General features: G+C 71.6%; 1 protein-coding gene. It reads right to left on the bottom strand.

Going from position 1 to position 578, the window contains the following annotated elements; translation table 11 throughout:
• Positions 1-578: phosphopantetheine-binding protein (locus ACJ6WD_RS41375; protein WP_407617830.1), on the bottom strand; the 578-nt coding region annotated here is incomplete at both ends.

Here is a 578-nt window from a genome sequence, read left to right as displayed (position 1 = left end):
ACGTCCCAGCCACGATTCGTCGGGAAGTCACCGATCGCATCAGCGCCCTCGCTCACCAGACGCCACAGCTCCTCCGGGGACCCCACCCCACCCGGATACCGGCAGGCCATCCCCACCACCACGACCGGATCATCCGCCAACGACACCCGCCCCGGAACCAGCTCCCGCACCTCAGCCTCGACAGCACCGAACAACTCGGTCTGCAAGTGATCGGCCAGCGCGGTCAGGGTGGGGTGGTCGAAGACCATGGTGGCCGAGAGGTGCAGGCCGGTGGCGGTGCGCAGGCGGTTGCGGAGTTCGACGGCCGTCAGGGAGTCGAAACCCAGGTCGCGGAAGGCGCGTTCGGCGTCGATGGCGTCGCCGTCGGTGTGGCCGAGGACGAGCGCGGCGCTGCTGCGGACGAGGGCGAGCAGTGCGTCGTGTCGTCGGGCGTGGTCGAGTGGGGCGAGTCGTTGGGCGAGTCCGGTGTCCGCGCCGGGGGCGAGGGCGGTGGTCGCTGCGGTGCGGCGGACGGGTGCCTTGACCAGGCCGCGGAGGACGGGCGGGACGGTGGGCTGGTTGCGCAGCGCCGTCACATC

Source organism: Streptomyces sp. VTCC 41912, from assembly GCF_045799175.1.
GTDB classification, from domain to species: Bacteria; Actinomycetota; Actinomycetes; order Streptomycetales; family Streptomycetaceae; genus Streptomyces; species Streptomyces albulus_C.
The sequence above is the reverse complement of the archived record's forward strand: the minus strand, read 5'-3'. Positions and strand labels throughout refer to the sequence as shown.